This is a genomic window from Bacillus pseudomycoides DSM 12442, from assembly GCF_000161455.1.
GTDB classification, from domain to species: Bacteria; Bacillota; Bacilli; order Bacillales; family Bacillaceae_G; genus Bacillus_A; species Bacillus_A pseudomycoides.
Map to the genome: position 1 here is coordinate 832,955 of NZ_CM000745.1, position 15,950 is coordinate 848,904.

General features: G+C 35.0%; 13 protein-coding genes and 1 pseudogene. 7 read left to right on the plus strand and 7 right to left on the minus strand.

Annotation, left to right across the window (positions count from 1 at the left end; translation table 11 throughout):
• Nucleotides 1-31: 31 nt before the first annotated feature.
• From BPMYX0001_RS04175 to BPMYX0001_RS04190, 4 genes are all read right to left on the minus strand, one after another.
• Nucleotides 32-565, minus strand: coding sequence for an MFS transporter (locus tag BPMYX0001_RS04175; protein ID WP_018782957.1), 534 nt, complete (start codon nt 563-565; stop codon nt 32-34).
• Complete coding sequence (locus BPMYX0001_RS04180; protein WP_033798684.1) at nt 562-1,998, minus strand: FAD-binding oxidoreductase; 1,437 nt, start codon at nt 1,996-1,998, stop codon at nt 562-564. The genes BPMYX0001_RS04175 and BPMYX0001_RS04180 overlap by 4 nt, the downstream gene beginning before the upstream one ends.
• Before the next feature lie 230 nt (nt 1,999-2,228).
• Nucleotides 2,229-3,260 (minus strand): S66 family peptidase, encoded by a 1,032-nt coding sequence (locus BPMYX0001_RS04185; RefSeq protein WP_006093733.1) that lies wholly within the window; start codon nt 3,258-3,260, stop codon nt 2,229-2,231.
• Nucleotides 3,261-3,402: 142 nt separating this feature from the next.
• Entirely contained in the window at nt 3,403-3,957 is a 555-nt protein-coding gene (locus tag BPMYX0001_RS04190; protein WP_006093734.1) for a hypothetical protein, read from the minus strand.
• A 237-nt stretch (nt 3,958-4,194) separates the two neighbouring features.
• On the opposite strand from BPMYX0001_RS04190, the gene BPMYX0001_RS04195 reads away from it, so the two are divergent.
• A complete protein-coding gene (locus BPMYX0001_RS04195; protein WP_033798685.1) occupies nt 4,195-5,868 on the plus strand; it encodes an alkaline phosphatase in 1,674 nt (557 codons plus the stop codon).
• A 228-nt stretch (nt 5,869-6,096) separates the two neighbouring features.
• Nucleotides 6,097-6,279 carry an alcohol dehydrogenase catalytic domain-containing protein gene (locus tag BPMYX0001_RS04200; protein ID WP_078211899.1) on the plus strand — a complete coding sequence of 61 codons (183 nt, stop codon included), beginning with the start codon at nt 6,097-6,099 and terminating at the stop codon, nt 6,277-6,279.
• A gap of 22 nt (nt 6,280-6,301) precedes the next feature.
• Here BPMYX0001_RS04200 and BPMYX0001_RS04205 read toward each other — a convergent pair whose 3' ends face one another.
• Nucleotides 6,302-6,664, minus strand: coding sequence for a hypothetical protein (locus tag BPMYX0001_RS04205; protein ID WP_033798686.1), 363 nt, complete (start codon nt 6,662-6,664; stop codon nt 6,302-6,304).
• Nucleotides 6,665-6,934: 270 nt separating this feature from the next.
• On the opposite strand from BPMYX0001_RS04205, the gene BPMYX0001_RS04210 reads away from it, so the two are divergent.
• Both BPMYX0001_RS04210 and BPMYX0001_RS04215 read left to right on the plus strand, forming a co-directional pair.
• Nucleotides 6,935-8,005 carry an LPXTG cell wall anchor domain-containing protein gene (locus tag BPMYX0001_RS04210; RefSeq protein ID WP_006093738.1) on the plus strand — a complete coding sequence of 357 codons (1,071 nt, stop codon included), beginning with the start codon at nt 6,935-6,937 and terminating at the stop codon, nt 8,003-8,005.
• Nucleotides 8,006-8,303: 298 nt separating this feature from the next.
• A complete protein-coding gene (locus tag BPMYX0001_RS04215) occupies nt 8,304-9,056 on the plus strand; it encodes a class I SAM-dependent methyltransferase (RefSeq protein WP_006093739.1) in 753 nt (250 codons plus the stop codon).
• Nucleotides 9,057-9,187: 131 nt separating this feature from the next.
• On the opposite strand, the gene BPMYX0001_RS04220 is transcribed toward BPMYX0001_RS04215, so the two are convergent.
• Nucleotides 9,188-9,718: a GNAT family N-acetyltransferase gene (locus BPMYX0001_RS04220; protein ID WP_006093740.1), complete on the minus strand. Its 531-nt coding sequence runs from the start codon at nt 9,716-9,718 to the stop codon at nt 9,188-9,190.
• A 211-nt stretch (nt 9,719-9,929) separates the two neighbouring features.
• On the opposite strand from BPMYX0001_RS04220, the gene BPMYX0001_RS04225 reads away from it, so the two are divergent.
• Nucleotides 9,930-10,310, plus strand: a complete 381-nt coding sequence (locus BPMYX0001_RS04225) for a VOC family protein (protein ID WP_033799617.1) — start codon at nt 9,930-9,932, stop codon at nt 10,308-10,310.
• Nucleotides 10,311-11,566: 1,256 nt separating this feature from the next.
• Complete coding sequence (colA, locus tag BPMYX0001_RS04230) at nt 11,567-14,467, plus strand: collagenase ColA (RefSeq protein WP_018782973.1); 2,901 nt, start codon at nt 11,567-11,569, stop codon at nt 14,465-14,467.
• 246 nt (nt 14,468-14,713) lie between these two features.
• On the opposite strand, the pseudogene BPMYX0001_RS34665 reads toward colA, so the two are convergent.
• Nucleotides 14,714-14,900, minus strand: a pseudogene (locus tag BPMYX0001_RS34665) (hypothetical protein).
• A gap of 234 nt (nt 14,901-15,134) precedes the next feature.
• On the opposite strand from BPMYX0001_RS34665, the gene BPMYX0001_RS04240 reads away from it, so the two are divergent.
• Entirely contained in the window at nt 15,135-15,902 is a 768-nt protein-coding gene (locus BPMYX0001_RS04240; RefSeq protein WP_018782974.1) for a hypothetical protein, read from the plus strand.
• Nucleotides 15,903-15,950 lie beyond the last annotated feature (48 nt).

Sequence of the window (15,950 nt, forward strand, 5' to 3'; positions counted from 1 at the left end):
AAAAAGCACTATTTAGTAGATAGATTACTGTCTACTTATGCTGCCTTCCTATTACAATACCGCTCACCATATATAAAACGGAAGCAATATAAAAAATGGTACCAATCGTTAAAAAATCTACTAGATACCCTGTTGCAATGACAGCTACTGCACCGCCAACTGAAGTCCATACGTGGTATTTTCCTATTTCATAGCCCGCTTCTTTGCTTTCTACTTTTCGTGCAAGTGAAGTTTTTTCGGTGTTTCGTTGCACGGCACCTAAGCAACCCATAATAATTTGCAGAATGTAAACATGCCAAACTTCTGTAGCAATGGGAAAAAAGAGCATTAATACCGCCATAGACCAAGCATATACAATTAATAGTTTTTTATCTCCAAATTTGTCAGAGATCTTTCCTATTAGTGGATAGACTAAAGCGGAAGTTAACGCAAATAAGCCATATGCCCAACCAAATTGAGAGAAACTATCTCCAACATTTCGAAGCAGCAGTATGTAAAAGGGGAATACCATACTACCAGCCATCATAATTATGCTTTGCGAAGTTACAAATCTTCTATATGTCATTCACTGTACTCCTTATAAAATAGATTTACAAATCGTTCTTGCGGATCACTCTCTTTCTTTTTTTGAAAGAATTCCTCTATACGTGGATATGCCTTCTTAAGTTGCTGCTTTGTTGGATAAGAATAATAGGGTAAATAATAACTGCCATTGTGCTTTAAAGTAACATCTATCATCTTCCCTAACACTGCTTTCGTTTTCTTTATTTCACCCTCAGAACGTCCTTGATTAATAAGGAGTACAAGTGCAAACATATCATCCTTTGCATAGGATAAAACCGCATTCTCATTTTTTTCTACATAACGGATAGTAATATTAAGAAGGTTCAACTCTTCTTTGTTTAATACATTTCGCAAATCATCTATATACGCTGTAAAGTGATCGATAGGTACGAAATATTCTTGTAAAACCTCTGTTCGATTTGGATTTTCGTATTCCATAAAAGTACTATCTGATCGCATCACATTATTTCGAGTTTCATATGTTCCATTTATGCGTTCAATGTAGTTCCTTTGCATATCCCAAAACGTATTCTTTCCCCAGTCACTATACCTTGATAATCCAAGGAATAATTTCGGTGCAGCAATAATATTTTCTTCCTTTAGTTTGCTGTATTCTTCCCGTTTATTTTGGTTCTCTGCTAAAACATAATCTGTTACATACATTTCTTTTAAAAATGAGGTTGGAGCTACGGAAATACGCGCTAGGTGCATTCGAACATTCTCGTCCTTTTTTACCTTCTCTTTAAAATATGCTGTATACTCCTTATAATCTAGCGTTCTCGTCTGCATTTCATATAGTTCGTCTTCCGTTAACTTAAGCGTCACATCTAAGATCACACCGAATAACCCGTAGCCACCAATAACATAAGGAAACAAATCAGCATTTTCTTCCCTGCTTACATTCTTAACCGTACCATCTGCCATTAACAATCGAAATGATTCTACTGTATCAATGAGTGCTTCATGACGAATATCACGTCCATGTACATTTACACTTAACGAACCACCAACTGTAAAAATATTTTGAGACTGCATCACTTGAACAGCAAGACCATATGGATTTACTTTCTTTTGAATATCATCCCATGTCACGCCGCTTTGCACGCGAATTCTCTTCTTCTCTGGATCAAACTCTAATATTTTGTTATAACCTTTCATATCTAGCACTGTACCATTTGGATAATAGGTCTGTCCGCCTTGGCTATGCTGCATGCCCGCAATTGAAATCTTCTCACCTGAAGCATTTGTATCTTTAACTAGCTTCTTTAAGGTCTGCTCATTCTCCACGTTTTCAACCCGTTTAATCTTTGTAGGAAGCAATCTGCCCACATCACTCATAACAGGATTGGCTATTTGTTTTGTATATGTATATATAGATGCCATACATAATAAGCTGTATACAGTAATACCTATTATTATTGTTTGTTTTTTCAACATACACTCTCCTTTTTTCGTGATAGTATAAAGAATTCAATGTATATTCGAGATTTATATTATATCTTTTTCTGAAGCCAAGGAACATTATGTAAATAAAAAAGCACGTTATCGGAAGAAAAGTTTCTTCTGTGACAACGTGCTCGTTCACATGTATAGAACTCGATAGGAATACATCCTGAGAGCCATCAGCAGGGGAGGAGTGACCCCTTAATGATGGTAATTTTACGTTATTGCACGCCACTCTCTAAAATCGAGAATGTCTTTTTCTCACAATCAATCTCTGCCATTGCACCATAAGGTAAAATAAACTTAGGTTCGGTATGACCAAAATTTAAGTTATAAAGAATCGGTAAATCTTCTAAACTATATTCTTTCATAACTGTTAGAATTTCATGTTTATATTCTTCATAATATTTCTCGTCTTTCGGTTTGCCGAAAATGATTCCATTCGTGTTTTGTAAAATGCCTTGCGCTGCATAATTTCGTAACCAATATCTAATATAAGTTGGATCTGGCTTGTCTTCAGATGTTTCAAAGAATAGAATGCTGTTTTCCCAATATTTTTTCTCAGGCCAAAGTTCTGTTCCTTTTGCGAATTCTAGTACTTCTATACAACCTCCGATTAAACGGCCTTGTACGATGCCGGATCCTTGAAGGAGTTCATATCCAGTATTTTGTTGCATAGTGCGACGTGTATGTTTGTTCGATTCAATCCATTCCAAACGCTCACTTGTCCATTCTGTAGCGGGTTGAATGTTGCCAATCGTCTCATTTGAAAAAAGGATTCGATTAACCATTTCAATCGTATATGGATCCATTTCAACGTTTTCAGCAAAATCGGTTAAAATAGCTGGACCGTAAAAAGAAGAAATGCCTGCTTTATGACAAAATAAATGTGGAATGGTCACATCTGAATATCCCATAAAAATTTTTGGATTCTCACGTATAACATCAAAATCAATATAAGGAAGCAGGCGAATACTATCTTCTCCGCCAATATTGGCAAAGATCCCTTTAATACTTTTATCTTGAAATGCCGTCATTAGATCTATCGCACGGGCTTGTGGATTCTCGTAAATATAATCAGAGCCTTTCAAACTATTTGGCATAGGTACAACCACAAGACCAAAAACTTCTTCTAATCTTTTTACCCCTTGCTCATAACGCCATCTCAGTTCCGGATCGCCTGCGCCTCCCCAAGAAGGACTAATTGTCGCGACGCGATCTCCCGGTTGTAATCTCTTTGGTTTTCTTAACACATTAACTCCCACCCTTATATCATTCGATTCACTATACGATTCACATAGTTGAAGAATATAGCATATGACCTTTTTCTACATGATCAAAAAATTCCCTGCTATTATGCTAGAGGGGAGAGAATTCAATTGTTTGTCTTTTTTCTTATTTTTCACCTGGATTATGGAATGGAAAAATATTATGTAATTCAAGTAAAAGCCGTCCTGTACGTTCTACGTTCATTGGATTTCCACTTTGCGCTGTATATTCCTCTAGTCTCCAAGAGGGTAGCTCTTCTCCTTCATTTGGTAAATCATAATCTCCACCGCATGGATCAGATAGACGATATAGAATCTCGTTAATAGTTGATCTAGCTATCCAGTACGCAAACAATCCTATCTTTTCAGGCGAGATTCCTGCTTGCACCATTTCTTTTATAATCAAATCGTCTGAAGCGGGAGTCGCTTGTTCATTAGCACGTTCATTAGAGTGTTGAACCCAGCCTTCACTGTCATATAAATACATATCTAATATTTCTTGCAAGGGTCTTAAAAAACGAAAGCTAGCAAGAACAGCTTCTTTACCTTCTATCTCATCTTTAGCCCAATATTCCGGAGACTGTACACCGAATTCTTTTAATATTTCGGTTACATTTTCTTTCGTAGGTTCTTTTTTTAACTCTTCTAAAAGGGGGATTAAATTATCCTTCATATCATTCATATGGTCTCTCCTTTGTTTGTATTTTCTGGTAATCCTGTATTCATTATAATATTAAAAATTAGGATTCGGTTAAAACAGTAACAGTAATTCCTGTAAAAACTTTTGCAACTACTTGGCTGCAAAGGGAACGAGTTATTGTTAGCTTCGTGACAATAGGGTACTACTAAATAAGAAGAAACAGCTTGTTTACATACGAATGTTAGATTGGGGATGCTGAAAAATTTTGGAGGGACAACAATGACTACTCTTCGTAAAAAGATGATGGGATTAACATTAGCGGGAATAGTAGCACTAGGTTCGTTAGGTGCAGGAAGCATGATGAACGATAACGAGGTAAAGGCTGAGGCGACACAAGTAGGGAAGCAACCAAAAAATGTCATTATGATGGTTATGGATGGGACAAGCTCTTCAGCCACAACATTGGCTCGATGGTATAAAGGTGCACCTCTTGCACTAGATCAAATCGTATCAGGAGGCGTTCGTACTTATTCGGCAGAATCAGCTATTACCGATTCAGCGCCAGCAGCAACAGCTTTAGCGACAGGAAATAAATCAAATTCAAGCTACGTGGGCGTATTACCTTCTGTTGTGAATTCACCTGGCTTAGAACAAATCAAAGAAGAAGACAAGTCTCGTCCAGTTGCCAACGTCTTAGAAGGAGCAGAACGTTCCGGCCGCGCAACAGGAATCATTGCTACATCGGAAATTCAGCATGCTACTCCGGCTGGTTTTTCTGCTCACCATGTTATTCGAAAAAATTTTGAGGTGATTGGTGAGCAGCAAGTGTATCAAAATATAGAAGTCGTGTTAGGCGGGGGAAAGGCAGTACTTCAGCCTGCGGCAAGCAGTGGAATCCGGCAAGACAACGAAGATTTAATAAAAGTGATTCAAGACAAAGGGTACGACTTTGTGGAAACAAAGGATGCCCTGTTAAACTCCAAATCCGATAAAATTTGGGGCTCGTTCTCAAATGCTGCACTTGCGTTCGATATGGATCGTGAAGCGACCAGCCCTGAGCAGCCAACACTTTCCCAAATGACGAGAAAAGCAATTCAAACATTATCAAAAGATAAAGATGGTTTCTTCTTATTTGTAGAAGGCAGTAAGCCAGATTGGGCAGCACATGCCAATGATCCAATCGGGATGATTAGCGATGTATTGGCATTTGATGCTGCAGTTGCAGAAGCGTTACAGTTTGCGAAAAAAGATGGGAACACGATGGTCATTGCTTTAGCGGACCATGGTAACAGCGGTATTTCCATTGGTAATAAAAATACTACAAAAGGATATGATACCACACCGGTATCTGCCTACATTGCTCCACTGAAAAAGGCAAAAATGACACTTGAAGGTGCTACAAATAAACTAAAAGATGATTTATCTAATATAAAAGAGGTAGCTGCACTTTACGGTTTAGATAACCTAACTGATGATGAAAAAGAAAAGTTAAAAGCTGCACAAAAAAAAGCCGATGTAGGTCCAATCCTTACTAAATTATTGGCCAACCGTGCGAACATCGGTTTTACAACAGGTGGTCATACGGGTGAAGATGTATTCTTATACTCTTACGGCCCCGGGAAGCCATACGGTTTCGTCCAAAATACGGACATTGCGAAGACAATGGCCAAAGCAATGGGCTTTCACTTAGGAGAATTAACAAACAAATTATTCTTAGATGCCGAAACAGCCTTTAAACAAATTGGTGCAACTGTAACGATTGACAAAAAAGATGTAGCAAACCCGGTGCTTGTAGTAAAACACAATAAAGCGGAGGCTCAATTGTTTGTTAATAAAAATATGATCCGTATCGATGGAAAAGATTATGAATTAGGAAGCATCGTTGTAGAAAGCAATGGAAAATTCTATGTACCTGAAAAAGCAATTCATCTATTCACAAAGCATTCTCGCTAAACTAAAAAAGAATCAAAAAGGCCTGCCAGCTACTTAGCCTAGTTAGGCTAAGTGGTTGGCAATTTTCTTGATATTCTGTGCGGCAGCTATAAAGTGAAACTTTAATCAGTGGGGGTTTTCTCCATCCCCACTGATTATTAGTTGAACCAATCGGGCTTTTACGGCCCACCTAACTTCTTCGCTTCCGCTGAATTTTGAGGTGGGAGTGTTACTGTCCGTTAATGTGGGATAAATCCAGTTGATTGGAAAACGAGAAAGGGAGAATTGCAAGAGAAATCGCCTTTTTCATTTCCTATTATTTTAGGATTAGATGCTTCAGGTATTGTAGTGAAAGTAGGTACAAATATAACAAAATATAAGCCTGGTGATGAAGTGTATACAAAACTAGCGAATGTTATCATTCACAGCTAAGTATTCTTCATACTGATTCACCCTATGAGTCCCCACTATCGAATGAATCAGTATGGCTTGCTGCATCGGAACTATCGCTGCTAGTTCCTGAATCATGATCGATATTTGAATTTTCACTGGCACTTTTCATAGCTGCAGCAAGAAAAGATGTTGTCATCACTGCATTCATCCAATCTGCTTCAGCATCTTTGGTAGTTATGTTTGAGTCTTTATGTCCTGCTGTATCTGTTATTGAAGAATGTTTTTTTAGTTCTTTTTCAACAGAACGACGATTATTCATTTGTTTTCCGAAAACCTTCATGAGTACTAATAAGATGAAACAGACTATGGATATTATTAGGATAAACAAAATGAAGTATAAAAATAAATTCAATATCTCTGTCATATATATACCTTCCTTTCTTACGGGAGAGTTAATGCGTTAAATTTTTCCTGAAGTTTCGTATTTATCATAGGTACATTTCCTCTTTGAAATCCATTGTAAGGACTGAACTACATTATGTCCACATAACTATACTGGCTCCAATTACACATAGACCTACTATTCTAGTTTTATTTGTAAACATTTGGTATAATGTTATACTGGTATTATGATATTTTCATCTTCAGATTTGTACATAATAGTTCATTACTCATGAAAGAAAAGAGGTCCAAAATGATGAGTACGAAAAAAACAGTAGCAATATCCACACTAGCTTTAGCAATGATAACAGGAGCTGACACCATTAATGCTGAAGTTCCTGATACCGTCAAAATACACGATTCTATCAAACAACATGCAGAAGAGAAGTTATCCGAACTAAAGCAGGCGAAACAAAATGCAGAAGAGAGAGCATCTGAATTAAAACAGGCGAAGCAAAATGCGGAAGAGAAAGTAGCAGAATTAAAACAGACGAAGCAAAGCGCAGAAGAGAAAGTAGCAGAATTAAAACAAACGAAGCAAAATGCAGAAGAGAAAGTAGCAGAATTAAAACAAACGAAGCAAAATGCAGAAGAGAAAGTAGCAGAATTAAAACAGACGAAGCAAAATGCAGAAGAGAAAGTAGCAGAATTAAAACAGACGAAGCAAAATGCAGAAGAGAAAGTAGCAGAATTAAAGCAGATCAAGCAAAATGCAGAAGAGAAATTAACTGAATTAAAACAGACGAAACAAAATGCAGAAGAGAAGTTATCAGAATTAAAGCAGATCAAGCAAGATGCAGAAGAGAAATTAACTGAATTAAAACAGACGAAACAAAATGCAGAAGAGAAAGTATCTGAGTTAAAACAGATCAAGCAAACTATAGAAAATAAATTAACTGAATTAACACGTACGAAGCAAACTATAGAAGAAAAAGTATCTGAGTTAAAACAGATCAAGCAAACTATAGAAAATAAATTAACTGAATTAACACGTACGAAGCAAAATGTAGAAGAAGAGAAAGTAACTGAATTGAAACAGACGAAGCAAACTATAGAAAATAAATTAACTGAATTAACACGTACGAAGCAAAATGTAGAAGAGAAAATAGCTGAATTAACACAGACAAAGCAAAATGTAGAAAAGAAAGTATCTGAATTAACACAGACGAAACAAACCAACACTCCTCTTAAAATGAAAAACGATAACAGGGAACTTCCTAACGCCGGAGGTACAGAATCCAATACAATGCCTTTAGGGATGTTATCAATTTTAGGTGGAATTATATTAATAGTGCGAAATAGAATTAAAAATACGTTTCAATAGAATTCATCTAATAGTCTGAACTCTACAATAGATACAAAAATTGTTACGGCGTATAATGAAATATAATCTTTCAAATGAGGTGAAGTAGATGACTTTCCGTATTGTTTGAAGTAACTAGTTTTCGGGCTGGAAAAAACGCGTACCAGCCATCAAGGGAGAAGTCTGTCCTTTTTCGGAAATATAAGCTTTGAATCCGTTGCGGTAGTCACTGTTCTTATCAAACTAAGGCACTGGACTATTTCGTTAACAAGTCTCAAAAACTTAGTTTTTACACTCTTTTGGAAGGTGGATACACAAAATGAATGAATTAGATTACAAAAATTTTTATGATAAAGTCGGAAGATCAAACGGTTGGGATTTTAGTAAACTGAAATACGTAACAGAAGGTGCTACGTGGGAGTTTTATGAAGAAGTCATAGAGAGATGCAAATCCTCAGATGTTTTGCTAGATATTGGTACAGGCGGGGGAGAGAATGTATTAAGAATTGCACCGGCAGCCTTATTCATGATTGGGATTGATAATTCAAGTGGAATGATAGAAACAGCACAGTCTAATTTGGAAAAAGCAAGTGTATCAAACGTTAGGTTTTTCCAAATGGAGTCCGAAAGCTTGATGTTTCCACATTCTTTTTTTGACATTGTGTCTTGTTGTCATGCGCCTTTTGTTGCAGCAGAAGTAGCAAAAGTAATAAAAACAGATGGTATCTTTTTGACGCAGCAAGTTAGCGAACATGATAAATGGAACTTAAAAGAAACGTTTGGAAGAGGGCAATGTTTAGGGGAAAAAGACGGCACATTAAAAGAAAAGTATGTTCGAGAGTTGAAGTCTGCAGGCTTTACTGATGTGCAAATATTAGAATATGATGCGATTGATTATTACCAAACGCCTGAAGACCTCCTATTCCTATTAAAACACACACCTATCATACCAAGATTTGGTGAAGAGAAAGAGGACTTTGACATTTTGGGGAAATTCATCATAACAAACAAAACTGAAAAAGGAATCCGTACAAATTCAAAACGGTTTATGATAATCGCTAATAAATCTTAATCTTTTTACATGAATAAAAGTGTTCAATATAAATGATAAAAGCCGATTTCCGTAGTTTATAGGAGAACGGCTTTTATTGCGTGGTACCTGTGATTGTCTTGTAGTTGAAAATCTTCATTCAATCAATTCTACTAAACGAATTTATACATAAGAATATCATCCACATATTCATTATCAGTCATTTTAAACTCTTTAATTTTACGACCTTCTTCAATGAAGCCCATCTTTTTGTACAACGATATTGCACTATGATTTGTTGAGAAAACTCCTAAACTTACTTTTTCAATGAGAGGATTTTTCTCTGCCCAGTCTAATAAAGCTTGTAGTAGCATTGTTCCAATTCCGAGTCCTCTGTAATTTTTACTAATCATGATTCCAAAGGAGCCTGTATGAGACAATCGTTTTTTATTTTCGGTAAGAAATACGATCCAACCAACAACTTCACCATCTTTTTCAGCAACAAGTAATGTTTCTCTTTCATTCTCCAATACGCCTTGTACCCATTCTCTTTGCTCGGATGACGTTTTCTTAAACTCTTCGGATAACGAAATGAGAAACTTGCCTTCGGAAACAACGGATTTCTGTATGTCTAAAATGGTCTCGGAATCTTCTATTTTTCCAGTACGAATTATGTAACTAACAGTATCTTTTGAAATTGGCAATGATATACCTCCCTTATAAAATCTTTTGTTACTATTCTATCTTTCTTTTATAATCTCCTACTTAAACGAAAATGCTCCGTTTCTTTTAGAAGGAAGTTTTCATTTATTAGCGTATTTATTAAGTTGTCACGGGGTTTCAGAAACCTTGGCGATGGAAAGAATTAGAAGCATCGGGTTTGGTATTTACTTATATAAGGGAGTGGGGAAGTCTATGATTCATAAAGTTGGTCAAATTATGTTGTATGTTAATAACCAAGATGAGGCAGTGGATTTTTGGACAGAAAAAGTAGGGTTTCGTGTAGTTTCTGAAGAAAATAACGGTCAAGGAATGAGATGGATTGAAATTGCTCCAACAAAGGGCGCAGAAACAAGCATCATTTTGCACAATAAGGAATTCGTTGCTAAAATGTCACCTGGATTAAATCTCGGTACACCTTCTTTAATGTTTTTTTCGGAAAATCTCGATGAATTACGTAGCACCTTATTAAATAAAAATATCACAGTCGGAGAAATTGTAAATATGCCTTCAGGTAGAGTGTTTAATTTTGCGGATCATGAAGAGAATTACTTTGCTGTGATGGAGAAGAAATAAATTGCCAAAAACCCCTTATTTTTGAACAAAAATCAGGGGTTTTTTCTATGTTTAATAATCACACATATTTGTTAAACACTGCACTACATTGGGCTCTGATTTTTTAAACTTGTTGTAAAGGGAGAAGAGTTTCTAGTGTACCTTTTTTAGTAAAGGACTATAGAATGGGAATATTCGGGTTATTTAATACAGGCATTGCTGTTGGGAGTGTTATAGGTGAAATAATATTTTCTCTATTTGTACTTTCTAACGCTAGACCAATACTGAGAAAAAACGTTTAAAATAATTGATTTGTTTTCAGGAGTAGATGGACTTATGGTGCTAGATGATTTGTTGAGCAGTCAGCTAGAAAATCTGAATAAAAACTTAGCTTGATAGCGATGTGACGAGTCCCCTAAATCTAATATTCAGAGATTAGATACAATTATCCTAAAGCTTTTATATAAAGTGAAACTTTAATCAGTGGGGGTTTTCTCCATCCCCCACTGATTATTAGTTGAACGAATCGGGCTTTTACGGACAGTTCATCTCGCACCTAACTTCTTTGCTTTCGCTGAATTTTGAGGTGGGAGTGTTACTGTCCGTTAATGCGGGATAAAAAAACGAAAGACTTTTGTAACATTTATGAAAGAGAATTGAAATATTTATATACTAAGATGAATATATCGAAGGTGATTTTATTTCAGTCTGAAGTGAAAAGTATTAGCAATGTATAGTATAATTTCATCTTTTGTATTCATGTAGAGATGATAAAAAAAGGGAGAGATTGCATAAATCTAAATTAAGAAAAGTATATGATTATCCAGTAGATATTTGATTAACTCTTATATCTAAGTGAAAAACAGAAAATCAAGCTCAGCTTCATTATCACTAGTATATAGAGATAACTTTTATTATCCTGGTAGATTCCCATACAGATATGATATTGTTGATCTATATTACTACAATGAACCTGGTCGTACTAAATCTATAGGGTTAAATAATTTACAAAAGGCTCAAGTAATTTACAAAATATTTATCATTTAGCATATTCAATTTGATTTAAAACAATAAGATTATAAACCAGAGAAAGGTACTCATTCGACACTCATTAGAGTGCCTTTTTTTGTTCGAATTATATCAAAACGTATCATTTTCTTTTTGATATAGTATTCTAGTATACAGAAATATACAAAGAAATAATATGAAATATTATATTATATATTATGTTATATTAATAATGTGTTTTTATGGATTTTATAAATGGAGGAAATGTTATGAACAAGAAATCAAAGTTTACCCAAATGATGCTCGGTATTAGTACAGTGGCCTTATCATTTGGAAGTATTCAAACACAAGTATCAGCGGAAGAAAATACACCTTATAATGTGTTAAAAAAGAAACCAATTGGGATAGAAACTTCAACAGATGAAATTGCACATTCTACAAAAGCAGACGAAACATTGTCTTATGAAGAACGTTTAAAAGTGAACGATTTTTCGCAACGTCCGACTCCGATCGTGAAACGAGCAGTGGCAAAACAATCTCAGCAAAAGTATTCTTTAGCAGAGCTAAATAGAATGAGTAATGACGAATTCATCGATACATTGGCAAGTATTAGTTGGAATCAAATTACAGATTTAGATCAATTTAATCAAGAAACAAAAGCGTTTTATCAAAATAAAGAGCGAATCCAGGTTATTATTGATGAGTTAGGTCGTCGTGGAAGCACATTTACAAAAGATGATACAAAAGGGATTGAGACATTTGCTGAAGTATTACGTTCCGTATCTTATGTAGGCTTTAATAATAAAGAGGTAAACTATTTATATGAGCGGAGCTTCCGTGATAAATGTTTACCGGCAATAAAAGCAATTGCAAAAAACCCGAATTTTAAACTTGGTACAGATAAACAGGATGCAGTGGTATCTGCATACGGTAAATTAATTAGAAATGCTTCTTGTGATGCTGAAACAGTTCAATATGCAGGGAATATATTAAAACAATATAACGATAATATTTCTACATATATAAGTGATAAGAATAAAGGGGACGCCTTGTATAATCTTATCCAAGCGATTGATAACGATATACAGTCTTACTTGCAGGATACACGTAAAAAAGCGGATGAAACAATATGGTATGGGAAAATTGATGGTTTCATAAATGAAATCAGTCGACTGGCTCTTCTGAATCAAATGACAACAGAAAATACCTGGTTAATTAATAATGGTGTTTATTATACTGGTCGTTTCGGGAAATTCCATAGTAATCCAAATAAACCTTTAGAAGTACTTACACAAGCAATGCGTATGTACCCTCGTTTTAGTGAAGCTTATTTTAATGCTGTAGAGCAAATTTCAACAAACTATGATGGAAAAGATTATAACGGAAATACAGTAGATTTAAAGAAAATCCGTGAAGAAGGCCAACAGCAGTACTTACCAAAAACGTATACATTCGATGACGGTTCTATTGTATTTAAAACAGGAGATAAAGTAACAGAAGAAAAGGTTAAGAGACTATATTGGGCTGCTAAAGAAGTAAAAGCGCAGTATCATCGTGTAATTGGAAAAGATGGAGCGTTAGAATCAGGGAAAGCTGATGATGTACTGACAATCGTAATTTATAATAATCCAGATGAATATAAACGAAATAGCCAACTATATGGATATGATACGAATAATGGTGGCATTTACATTGAAGGAAAAGGAACGTTCTTTACATTTGAGCGTACACCGCAGCAAAGTCGTTATAGTTTGGAAGAATTGTTCCGTCATGAATTTACACACTATTTACAGGGAAGATACGAAGTTCCAGGATCATGGGGACAAGGAGAAATGTATCAAGATCAACGTTTGACTTGGTTTGAAGAAGGAAATGCAGAATTTTTTGCGGGATCTACTCGTACGAATAATGTTGTTCCGCGCAAAAGTATAATTAGTGGATTATCATCTGATCCTGCGAAACGTTATACAGCAGAACGAACATTATTTTCGAAATATGGAGAAGGACCAGAGCAATGGGACTTTTATAATTATTCTTTTGCACTGCAGTCTTACTTATATACTCATCAATTTGAAACTTTCGATAAGATTCAAGATTTCATTCGTGCAAATGATGTGAAGAATTATGATGCATATCGTGAAGCTTTAAGTAAGGATCCAAATTTAAATAAAGAATACCAAGACTATATGAAGCAGTTAATTGATAATCAAGATACATATAATACCCCACAAGTATCAGATGATTATTTAGCTGAACATGCACCAAAACCGTTAGCTGATGTAAAGAAAGAAATTAAAGATGTAGCAAAGATAAAAGATGCAACGATTACAAAGCATAAGTCTCAATTTTTTGATACGTTTACATTAGAAGGAACATATACAGGTGGCGTAACAAAAGGAGAATCTGAGGATTGGAAAACGATGAGCAAGAAAATCAATCAATCTTTAGAACAATTAGCGCAAAAAGAATGGAGCGGCTACAAAACAGTTACAGCGTATTTTGTCAATTATCGTGTGAATGCGAACAATCAATTTGAATACGATGTTGTATTCCATGGTGTTGCAACGGGAGAAGAAGAAAAACAGACGATTAAAGTAAATATGAATGGACCGTACAATGAGATATTAAATGAAAAAGTTGAGTTTCATAGCGATGGTACAGAAAGCACAGGTGGAAAAATTGTTTCGTATCTCTGGGATTTTGGCGATGGTACAACAAGTACAGAAGCAAATCCTACCCATGTATATGGAAAAGAGGGGACATATACTGCAAAGCTAACAGTAAAAGATAATAAAGGAAAAGTGGGCCGAGGACAAACAACGGTTACCGTAAAAAAAGATGAGCCAGCAGGTCATAACTATCAAGAGGCAAAGGTACTTAGTTTTAATAAGCTTTCAAAAGGAAATATGGATAGACCTAATATGGCGTATATGTACACATTCAATGTCACATCTCCAAAAGAAGTAGATATTTCTTTTATAGATGAACAGGGAATTGGAATAAACTGGGATGTGTATCACGAATCGGATTTAGGAAATCCTGTAATCACAGGCCGAGCGGATGGAAATAATATAAAAGGGAAATTTGCAGCGAAACCTGGGAAGTATTACTTAGTTGCATTTTTTGAAGAGGAAAATAGAAAGGGAACATATTCATTATTAGTAAAATAAATTCGTTTAATTATATAACGACGAAGCGTAATGAATAAGAGACTTTTGCTATTCCTTGTTCATCTGTTTAACAAAGAATAATTTAATATTCGAGAAAAAATTGAATGAAATAAAAAAGAATCCCTTAATTCCTTTTGGGATTCTTTTTTTAAAATTTACTCACACAAATGATCTGCACATCAATTCATCTTTGATATACAGATCATTTGTATGATAATTTTTATAAATAATTGCGGAATAATGAACTTACATAAATGCTTTTAAAAGCTCTTGTACGGCTGGAATTAATCCACCTAAAAATTTTAAAACTGCCATTGCGATTGCCATGTTATTTCCTCCTCTTTTTATGTGTTAAGATGTGGTACATCTTTATGTTTTTATTATAGTAAGCGCTTACATTAATATCAATACATTTTGATATGCAATATTGCATATTTATATATAATTTATATATATGATTAAATAAATTAACGATAAAGCTAATAAACATGCAGGTTTCCTTCTTTGTGTGCTAGTTTCATTAGCAAATACGTCAGACCTTTGAAAGACTTTTGTAACATTTATGAAAGAGAAATGAAAGATTTGTTAGCTAGGATGAGGCTTATCTACTAGTAGACGATGCGCGCAAGTGGTAAAACCATTAGTAAAAATAAGGAGGAGTTAAGACATGTTTATGAAAAGAAAACTACCTATACTTACATTCTTAGCACTAATATTTAGTTTGATAGTAACTGTTTTTCCTACAAATTCTGCTTATGCAGCTGAGGACGATCGTATACTTGATATTTATGGTGATCCAATTACCACAAATAAAGATTATATACTAGTAGACAAATATTTGTGGGTGACAGGTATTCCTTTTGAAAAACGAGTAGCACCCGTAGGTCAGAATAGACTTGGAATAACTTATGAGAAGTTTGCGGGTTGGCATTATGTAATTCAATATAAAAACTCGTCTTATTACGGTGCTGCTGAAAAGCATAAGGATACAAAAGGTAATGAGTATTATGGTACACCTATCAATTTTGAAGCACCGGCTGGAGTAGAGAGTGATGGATATGTAAGAAATAATACTCCAATTACAATGTCAATGTGGATTGGGGGATCAAATGCTGATGCAGGAGGAACAAAAAAATATGTAAATGCAGGCAATCGAAGCTGGATCTATTTTAGTGACCAATCGAGAAGCACTTTAACAGTTAAGAAAAAAAATTCGAAGGAAATAGATTTAGTAACAGGTAAAACGGATTATCTTAGAGATAAACTTGGTAGACCTACTGACTGGTATAATGCAGATCCACAGCAATCTAGTTATGGAGTTATAACAACTTTCCAGCTAGAGACCTCAGAGCAACTATTTGCAAATCAAGATAAATTGTGGGGAATATCTGCCCCTGAAGACTACGCTGGCTATGAATTAGTACCTTTACAATAAAGCATCTATTAAATCTATCTAACTATATTACGCATTGTTCAATATATT

Coding starts and splice junctions, on each gene's coding strand:
- BPMYX0001_RS04195 (WP_033798685.1), top strand. CDS start 4,195: ATGACTACTCTTCGTAAAAAGATGATGGGATTAACATTAGCGGGAATA.
- colA (WP_018782973.1), top strand. CDS start 11,567: ATGAACAAGAAATCAAAGTTTACCCAAATGATGCTCGGTATTAGTACA.
- BPMYX0001_RS04205 (WP_033798686.1), bottom strand. CDS start 6,664: ATGACAGAGATATTGAATTTATTTTTATACTTCATTTTGTTTATCCTA.
- BPMYX0001_RS04240 (WP_018782974.1), top strand. CDS start 15,135: ATGTTTATGAAAAGAAAACTACCTATACTTACATTCTTAGCACTAATA.
- BPMYX0001_RS04210 (WP_006093738.1), top strand. CDS start 6,935: ATGATGAGTACGAAAAAAACAGTAGCAATATCCACACTAGCTTTAGCA.
- BPMYX0001_RS04175 (WP_018782957.1), bottom strand. CDS start 565: ATGACATATAGAAGATTTGTAACTTCGCAAAGCATAATTATGATGGCT.
- BPMYX0001_RS04215 (WP_006093739.1), top strand. CDS start 8,304: ATGAATGAATTAGATTACAAAAATTTTTATGATAAAGTCGGAAGATCA.
- BPMYX0001_RS04190 (WP_006093734.1), bottom strand. CDS start 3,957: ATGAATGATATGAAGGATAATTTAATCCCCCTTTTAGAAGAGTTAAAA.
- BPMYX0001_RS04225 (WP_033799617.1), top strand. CDS start 9,930: ATGATTCATAAAGTTGGTCAAATTATGTTGTATGTTAATAACCAAGAT.